This is a genomic window from Kitasatospora sp. NPDC058965, from assembly GCF_042741245.1.
Lineage (GTDB): Bacteria > Actinomycetota > Actinomycetes > Streptomycetales > Streptomycetaceae > Kitasatospora.
Map to the genome: position 1 here is coordinate 24,076 of NZ_JBHYKG010000065.1, position 8,026 is coordinate 32,101.

An 8,026-nucleotide genomic window follows, 5' to 3' on the forward strand; every position below is an offset into this window, starting at 1 on the left:
CAGAGACGCTGAAAACCGGTACCGCCCGCTCGATGAGGGGAGCGGCGGACCGGTGCAGCCCCGACCCGGCGAGCGGCAGTGCGAACCGGTACAGCCAACTCGGTACGTGGTGCGGCGAACCAGTACAGCCAACTCAGGGGGTCGCGCTGCGAACTAGTACAGCCAACTGGGCATGGCACAAGGAGGGAGATACGGCGTCTTAACGTTGGGCGGACGGGGGTCTAACAGCGGGCAAGCAGTGCACGGGTGTGCGAACGGCCGGTCCGTGCGGAAGGTGCACGAACCGGCCTCGGGGGAAGCCCCGGCGGAGCCCGGGTCAGGCGGCCCTGACCGGCTGGTGCATCGCGTCCAGCGCGGCGCCCGCCTGCTCGGCGAGGGTCACCGCGACCAGTCGGGCCTGCTGCGAGGAGCGGCTGCCGGGGACCGGTTCCAGCAGGTAGCGGCCCAGGTAGCGGCCGTTCCCGGTGAGTCGCAGCTCCACCGCCCCGGCCGGCCAGCCCAACCGGTCGGCGTCCCAGGGCCGACCGTCCACCAGGATCGAGCCGTCCCGCTCCAGCCGCGGCGGTCGGCCGAGCAGCGAGCCGTACTCGAACCGGCACTCCGTCAGCCCGAGCAGGTCGACCAGCTCGTCCCGGACGTGGTCGACCACGGCGAGCGCCGACCCGGGCGCCCGGGAGAGCACCGCGGTGCGGTGGATCCGGTCCAGGTGACCGGCGTCCCGGTGCGCCAGCGCGGCCGACCGGCGCGCTCGGGCCGCCAGTTGGGAGACCGTCAGACCGACGGCCAGCAGCACGGCGGCGAGGGTCAGGTCGCCGGGCCGGCCGATCGCCAGCTGCTGGTACGGACGGGTGAAGAAGAAGTCGAACCAGAGGGCCGCGCCGACCGCGGCCACGGCACCCGCGGTGCGGTGGCCCAGTGCGGCGACGGCCAGCACCACGACCACCAGCAGCAGCGCCACGTCGACCGGCGGGATCCGGCCGCGCCACGGCAGCAGCAGGGCGCAGAGCGCCACCGGGGCGGCCAGTGCGACCGACAGGGACAGGGCGACCGGGGCGAGCGGGCCCCGGGTGACAGAACGGCGCATCACGCACCTCCTGCCCTCCGGTGTAGCAGGCCGGTCGCCCCGCGCAACCGGATCCCGGCCGGTGTTGACGCATTCCTTGCGCCTGGTTGCGCCGCACGGCGCAGTGCGGTGGTTCGGGAGCGGATTTCCGATCAGGTCTGGGCGTCCGCCGACGGGGTAGGGGGCCGGTAGCGCGAACAGGGGAGGGGCGGGTGACGGAGGCCGGGTGGGCCCGGGTGGCCGGGGTGCTGCTGCTGGGCTGGCTGCTCGGCCTGCTGGTCGCACTGGTCCGGGCGCGGCGGCGGGCCGCGCGGGGGAGCACCGACCGGGCCGGCACCGCGTCCCGGGCACCCGCGCTGGGCAGCCTGATCGCCCGGGGCGGCCGGTTGCGGGGCACCGAGGCGGCGGCCACCCTGCTGGACCTGGCGGCGCGCGGCCTGGTCCGGCTGACCCCCACCGGCACCGGACCGACGGCGGCCCTGGTCGCACCGGCGGTCTCAGCAGCGGAACCACGGGCAGAACCACCCGCGGCCCTACCGACGGCCCCGCCTGCGGGCGCGCCGGAGCCGCTGACCGGCTTCGAGGTGCTGGTGCTGGAGCGGGTCGTCGGCTACGCGCTGCGCGGCTCGCTGCCGCTCGGCGCGCTGGCCCGCGGCGGACCGCAGCAGCACGCGGAGTGGGAACGGCAGTTCGCCCGGGCGGTCGGCGCCGAGGCGCGGACCGCGGGGCTGCTGGTGGCCCGGTTCGACCGGGCCGCCCGGCTCCGCTGGAGCGCCCTGGCCGGGCCGGGTGCCCTGGCCGGATGGCTGGCGGGCGCCGGCTGGTCGGTGGTGGCGGCACTGGCGCTGGCCGTCGGTCTGGTCGAGGTGGCGGGCCGGCGCGGCGTGCCGACCGCCCGGGCGGACCGGGCGCACTGGCGGGCCCTCGGGGTGCGGCTGCGCGGCGAGGCGGGCTGGGCGCACCGGGTGCCGGCCGCCGTGGCGGCGGGGGACCGGCGCTTCGCCCATGCGGTGGCCCACGGCGCGGCCCCGGTGGCGGCCCGGGCGATCTCCTTCGGGCCGCAGCAGCGCCGGCGGGCCTGGTCGGCGCAGGGCGGCTGGCACGAAGTCAGGCTGCGCCGTTCGCTGCTGCGCGGCACGCTGCTGGCGCCGAGCCGGGCGGCCTGGGCGGGCGGCCTGGTCTGCCTGTTCAGTGCGGGGCTGCTCGCGGTACTGGGCTGCGCGGCGGTGCTGCGGGACCGGGACGGGCAGCCGTACCTGCCCCGGCCGGTGCTGCTGCTCTACGGCGCGGTGCTGCTGGCGGTGTTCCTGCCGGCCGTCGCCTGCTGCCTGGCCGGGGTGCACGACCTGGGCCACCGCCGCTCGGTGGCCGGGGAGTTGGTCCGGGTGCAGCGCTCCACCCGGGAGGGCAAGGAGCCCAGCCTGCTCGCGGTCAGTCCCGCCCACGGTCGGTCGGTCTGGCTGCTGCCGGTGCGGACCGCGCTGCTGACCGGGCTGACGGAGGGTCAGTCGGTGCGGCTGGTCCGTTCGCACTGGCTCTGGTACGTGCACGAGGTGGCGCCGGACGACCGGGACGCGCCGGTGGGCGGTGCGGGTCGCCGCTGACGGCGGGTCGGCCGCGGCCGCAGCCACGGTCCGTCGGGGCGTCAACTCCCTTCTGGTGAAGCCATCTTGTCGTGGCCATGGTGGCTCGACTACCGTGCTCGTGCCAGCTGGCGCGAAGCCCGGGTCGTCCGCGAGCAGCTGGGGCGAACGCACCGCCGCACGACTTCCCCGCGCAGCCACCTCGCCGTGCCCGCGCGCCCGTCCGTCCCCGCCGCGCCGGGGACGTCGGCGCGCCCCGATGGAAAGGCAGTGCCTTGGTCGTCCACCGCACCGCGCACACCCCGCCCCGCACCCTCGCCACCGCCCTGTTCGCCGCCGCCGCCCTGCTGGCCGGCGGCGTCTCGCTGGCCGCGCCCGCCCAGGCCGCGCCCGCCGCCGCAGTGGCCACCACGACGAGCGGCGGCCACACCACCGAACGGGCCTGCGCCGCACCGAAGGCGGTCGGCCTGATGGCCTGCCAGGCCGTGCGGCGCACCGACGTGACCCAGCCGCAGGAGCTGCGGCTGCACGCCGTCTCCCCGCAGGCCACCCCCGCCGGCTACGGCCCGAGCGACCTGCTCGGCGCCTACACCCTGCCGGGCGGGGGCGGTGCCGGGCAGACCGTGGCCGTCGTGGACGCCTACGACGACCCGAACGCCGAGGCCGACCTGGCCACCTACCGCGCCCAGTACGGGCTGCCCGCCTGCACCACGGCCAACGGCTGCTTCCGCAAGATCAACCAGAACGGCGGCACCGGCTACCCGGCCGGTAACTCCGGCTGGGGCTCGGAGATCTCGCTCGACCTCGACATGGTCTCGGCGATCGCGCCGAACGCCCGGATCCTGCTGGTCGAGGCCACCACCGCGAGCATCGGCGACCTCGGCACCTCGGTCAACCAGGCCGTGGCCCAGGGCGCGAAGTACGTCTCCAACAGCTACGGCGGCGGCGAGTCCTCGGCCGAGACCAGCTGGGACAGCGCCTACTACAACCATCCGGGCGTCGCGATCACCGTCTCGGCCGGCGACTCCGGCTACGGCGTGGAGTACCCCGCCGCCTCGCCGTACGTGACGGCGGTCGGCGGTACCTCGCTCACCCGCGCCTCGAACGCCCGGGGGTGGAGCGAGTCCGCGTGGAGCGGGTCCGGCTCCGGCTGCTCGGCCTACGAGGGCAAGCCGTCCTGGCAGTCGGACGGCGGGTGCGGGCACCGCACCGTCGCCGACGTCTCCGCGGTCGCCGACCCGGCCACCGGCGTGGCCGTGTACGACACCTACGGCACGTCAGGCTGGGCGGTCTACGGCGGCACCAGCGTGGCCGCGCCGATCATCGCCGCCGTCTACGCGCTGGCCGGCACCCCCGGCGCCGGCAGCTACCCGGCCGCCTACCCCTACGCCCGCAGCTACGCGCTGTACGACGTGTCCGGCGGCAGCAACGGCTCCTGCTCGCCGGCCTACCTCTGCTCCGGGACCGGCGGCTACGACGGTCCGACCGGGCTGGGCTCGCCGAACATGACCAACGGCTTCACCAACGCCGCGCAGCGGGTGGTCAGCCTGCGCGCCCACGCGAACAACGAGTACGTGACCGCCGAGAACGCCGGTGCCTCGGCGCTGATCGCCAACCGCACCGCGATCGGGTTCTGGGAGCAGTTCGACCTGATCCCGCTGGGCGGGGCGAACGTCGCCCTGCGCGCCCACGCCGACAACCGCTACGTGACCGCCGAGAGCGCGGGCGCCGCGCCGCTGATCGCCAACCGCACCGCGATCGCCCAGTGGGAGACCTTCCAACTGGTCACCAACGCCGACGGCAGCGTGAGCTTCCTCGCCGCCGCCGACAACCAGTACGTGACCGCCGAGAACGCCGGCGCCTCCTCGCTGATCGCCAACCGCACCGCGATCGGCCAGTGGGAGGAGTTCGACCTGATCGGCTGATCCGCCCGCTTGTCCGTCCGCCCGGCGGCCCGGGACGCCACGCGTCCCGGGCCTTCGCGGTGCTACGGCCGGAACTGCACGACCTGCGGGTCGTGGTCGCTCGCCTGGTTGCTGAACTCCGAATTCACGTGCACCACCTGGTACTTGACGTCCCTGGCGCCCTGCGAGACCAGGATGTGGTCGAGCACCTGGGAGATGCCGTCGTACACGTAGGTGTACTGCTGGTCCTGCGGCAGCGTGGTGATCAGGTCGGTGAGCACGCGCTGGCCGGTGCCGTCGGCGGTGCCGGTGGTCAGGGCGTTGAGCGCGGGGCTGAACTGGTAGTCGTTCAGGTCGCCGACCGCCACCACGTCGGCCTTCTTGTCGACGGCCAACAGCTGCTGGACGAAGTCGTGCTCCACCTGGGCCTGTCCGGCCCGCTGCACGGTCGAGCTCTGCGCGGGGTACTGGTAGCGGCCGAACTGGTTCTGGTCGCCCAGCTTCGCGTCGAAGTGGTTGGCGATCACGAAGACGTCCTGGCCGCGGAAGCTGAACTGACCCACCAGCGGCTTGCGGCTGGCGGTCCAGACCGGGTTGGCCGGGTCGATCCGGCCGGGGGACAGGGTGAGCGCGGGCTTGCCGTGCTCCTTGACCACCTGGGTGCCGGTGGTGCTGCGGTCCACGGCGGCGTCGCCGGTGTCCACGAAGGAGACCCGGGCCGGGTTGAACAGGAAGACGGTGCGGATGTTGCCGCCCGGCTGGCCGCCGTCGTGGTCGTTGACCGGGTCGATCTCGCGGTACTGGTAGGCCGGTCCACCGGCGGCCGAGACGGCGGCCGTCAGCTTCGCCAGGGTCTGGTCCGCGGCGACCGTGCCGTCGTCGGTGGCGCCGCTGTTGTCCTGGATCTCCTCGACGGCGACGATGTCCGGTGAGGCGAGGTTGGTGACCACCCCGGCGGCCAGCCGCTGGAACTTGGCGTCCGGGTCGGACGGGGCCAGGTTCTCCACGTTGTAGGTGGCCACCGACAGGCTCTTCGCGTCGGGGGCGGTGGCCGTGACCGGCGCCAGGTGGTTGTGCACCGGGGTGCCGACGGTGGCGGCGGCCAGCAGGTAGCCGCCGTACTGCGAGTAGTCGATCGGGCCCACGGTCGCGCCGCCGAGTTGGTCGCCGACGTCGACGCCCGGGTTGCTGCCGTCGGTGGGGACGACCTCCAGTAGGCCGGACGGCACCTGGTTCTCGCCGAGCAGCTCGGTGCCGCCGCGGTAGGTGGCGGCCTGGTCCGGACGGGTCGTCACGTACTGCTCGCCGTACTTGTCGGACGGGCCGACCACCCGCGCGTCGTCGACCTCCACCCGCATGCCCTCGATCGACTCGTAGAAGTCCAGGGCGGACCGGGTCGGAGTGATCGGGGTGCTCTCGATGCTCGCGCCGCCCAGGTCGGGGGCGTAGGCGTCCGGCACGGTGGCGGCGTTCAGCACGATCGGGGCGGGCAGCGGGTTGCCGCTGCTCAGGGCGGCGACGGTGGGGCCGGTGAGCTCGGTGACCGAGAGGTTGGAGGTGGTGGCGGCGGTGTCGCCGCTCGCCAGCGGGTAGTAGTCGGAGACCTTGCCGGAGACCAGCACCGAGTCGCCCACCGCGACGGTCGGGGCGGCACTGGTGTAGACGAACAGGCCCTCGCTGGTGGCCGGGTTGTCGTCGGGCTGCGGGTCCTGGATCCAGAAGCCCTTGGTGCCGCTGGTGCGCACGGCGGTCACGATGCCCGGGACGTTGCTGACGGTCTTGCCGTTCTGCGGCGAGACCCAGGAGGTGCCCTGGATGTCGTGGATGCGCAGCGGGCCGGGGGTCGGCGCGGGGGTGCCGGTGGGGGTGGGGCTGGGCGTGGGCGAGGGGCTGCTGCTGGCGCTCGGGGTCGGCGACGGGCTGCCGGTGGCACCGGGCTGACCGGGCGTCGGGGCGCCGGCGGTGAAGTCCGCGCCGTTCTGGTCGGTGTCGGTGCCGGCGGCGTCGCGGGAGACCGAGGTGGAGTTGGTCGCGGCCGGCGCGGCGGCGGCGCCCTCGTGGATCACGGCCGTGCCGTACCCGACCAGGTCGTGGACGGTCGGGTCGGCCGCGCAGTCCGCGGCGGTCTTGCAGGTGAGCGCGGTGGTGCTGGTGACCAGGGCGACGGTGCCGTTGGTGCCGCTCAGGTTGATCGCGCCGGTGGCGTTCGGGGTCGGCAGGTCCTGGGTGCCGCCGGTGCCCGCCGCCTCGGCCACCAGGTAGACGGCGCCGGGGGCGAGCGTGCCGGTCAGCGGGGTCAGCTGCCAGGTGGTGGCCGCGCCCGGGGTGGCCGAGATGTACTGCACCGACCAGTTGTCCAGGGCGATCGGCGCCGAGCCGCTGTTGTACAGCTCGACGAAGTCGTTCTTCAGCGTGGCGCCGGAGTTGCCGCCGCCCCCGTAGACCTCGCTGATCACGACGTCGGTCGAACGGGCCGCCTGCGCGCTGGGGACCGCGGCGAGGGCCGCGATCACCACGGCGGTCGATCCGACCGCCAGCGACGCGCGTAGAACTCTGGACATGCTTCTCCTCGGCGATTGAGCGGATGTCAGGGGGCATCCTGCGCAGTTCAGTTGAACTCCATGCATCCCGGGGAGAACTCTTTGCCGAACGCCCGGGGCCCGCCGGGGGCGGGGGTGCCCGGGCGAAGGCTCGCGGGGGCGCAGGCGCAGGCGTTCGGCGAGGTGAATTGCCCACTGATGGTTAGTCAAGTTTCCTGTTGGAGAGCGATTTCCCGAATGGCGGGAAATGCCGATCCGGAATTCCTGTCAGGAACGCGCTATCCCTTGACAGCCCCCACCTGGTCTAGTCCATTCTGGTGCGGCAGTCGGCGGCCCACCGCGGCGCCGGCTCGGGCTCCCTGCTGAAACGCCCCCGCGTCCGCCTCCCCACGGCGGTGCCCGGGCGTGCTTTCCCCCACTTCCGTTGTTCGGAAAGGCACCCCCATGGAACGAGCCCTGCCCGCTCCCGAAATCCCCACCCCGCACCGGCGCAGGCGTTCCGGCCTGGTGGCCGGCGCGGCCTCGCTGGCGCTGCTGGCCGGTACCGTCGCGGCGGTGGCCGCGACCGGCTCCGCGCAGGCCAGCACCACGACCAGTGCCCTGAGCCCGAACTGGTACGCGTCGGCGCCGTACCTGATGCCCGAGGACAACAACCCGCCGGACGCCGGCGCGGTGATGGACGCCACCGGCCAGAAGGCCTTCCAGCTCGCCTTCATCCTGGACGGCGGCGGCTGCTCCCCCGCCTGGGGCGGCACCTCCTCGATCGACACCGACACCACCATGCCCGCCGTGATCGCGGCGATCCGCGCCAAGGGCGGCGACGTGTCCGTGTCCGTCGGCGGCTACGGCGGCACCAAGCTCGGCCAGACCTGCGGCACCCCCGAGGCCACCGCCGCCGGCTACCAGAAGGTCATCACCAAGTACGGCCTGCACGCC

The 8,026-nt window shown here is 74.3% G+C and carries 3 protein-coding genes and 2 pseudogenes; 3 read left to right on the forward strand and 2 right to left on the reverse strand.

Features of this window, described 5'->3' with window-relative positions; genetic code table 11:
* Positions 1-316: 316 nt before the first annotated feature.
* A complete protein-coding gene (locus tag ACFW1A_RS13870) occupies positions 317-1,084 on the reverse strand; it encodes a DUF4118 domain-containing protein (RefSeq protein WP_380408525.1) in 768 nt (255 codons plus the stop codon).
* A 191-nt stretch (positions 1,085-1,275) separates the two neighbouring features.
* Here ACFW1A_RS13870 and ACFW1A_RS13875 point away from each other — a divergent pair, with 191 nt between their 5' ends.
* Both ACFW1A_RS13875 and ACFW1A_RS13880 read left to right on the forward strand, forming a co-directional pair.
* Positions 1,276-2,667, forward strand: coding sequence for a hypothetical protein (locus tag ACFW1A_RS13875; RefSeq protein WP_380408527.1), 1,392 nt, complete (start codon positions 1,276-1,278; stop codon positions 2,665-2,667).
* A gap of 449 nt (positions 2,668-3,116) precedes the next feature.
* Positions 3,117-4,169, forward strand: a pseudogene (locus ACFW1A_RS13880) (hypothetical protein); the annotation flags it as partial.
* 464 nt (positions 4,170-4,633) lie between these two features.
* Here ACFW1A_RS13880 and ACFW1A_RS13885 read toward each other — a convergent pair.
* On the reverse strand, positions 4,634-7,111 hold the full coding sequence (locus ACFW1A_RS13885; protein WP_380408529.1) for a lamin tail domain-containing protein: 2,478 nt from the start codon (positions 7,109-7,111) through the stop codon (positions 4,634-4,636).
* A gap of 423 nt (positions 7,112-7,534) precedes the next feature.
* Here ACFW1A_RS13885 and ACFW1A_RS13890 point away from each other — a divergent pair.
* A pseudogene (locus ACFW1A_RS13890) lies at positions 7,535-8,026 on the forward strand (chitinase); the annotation flags it as partial.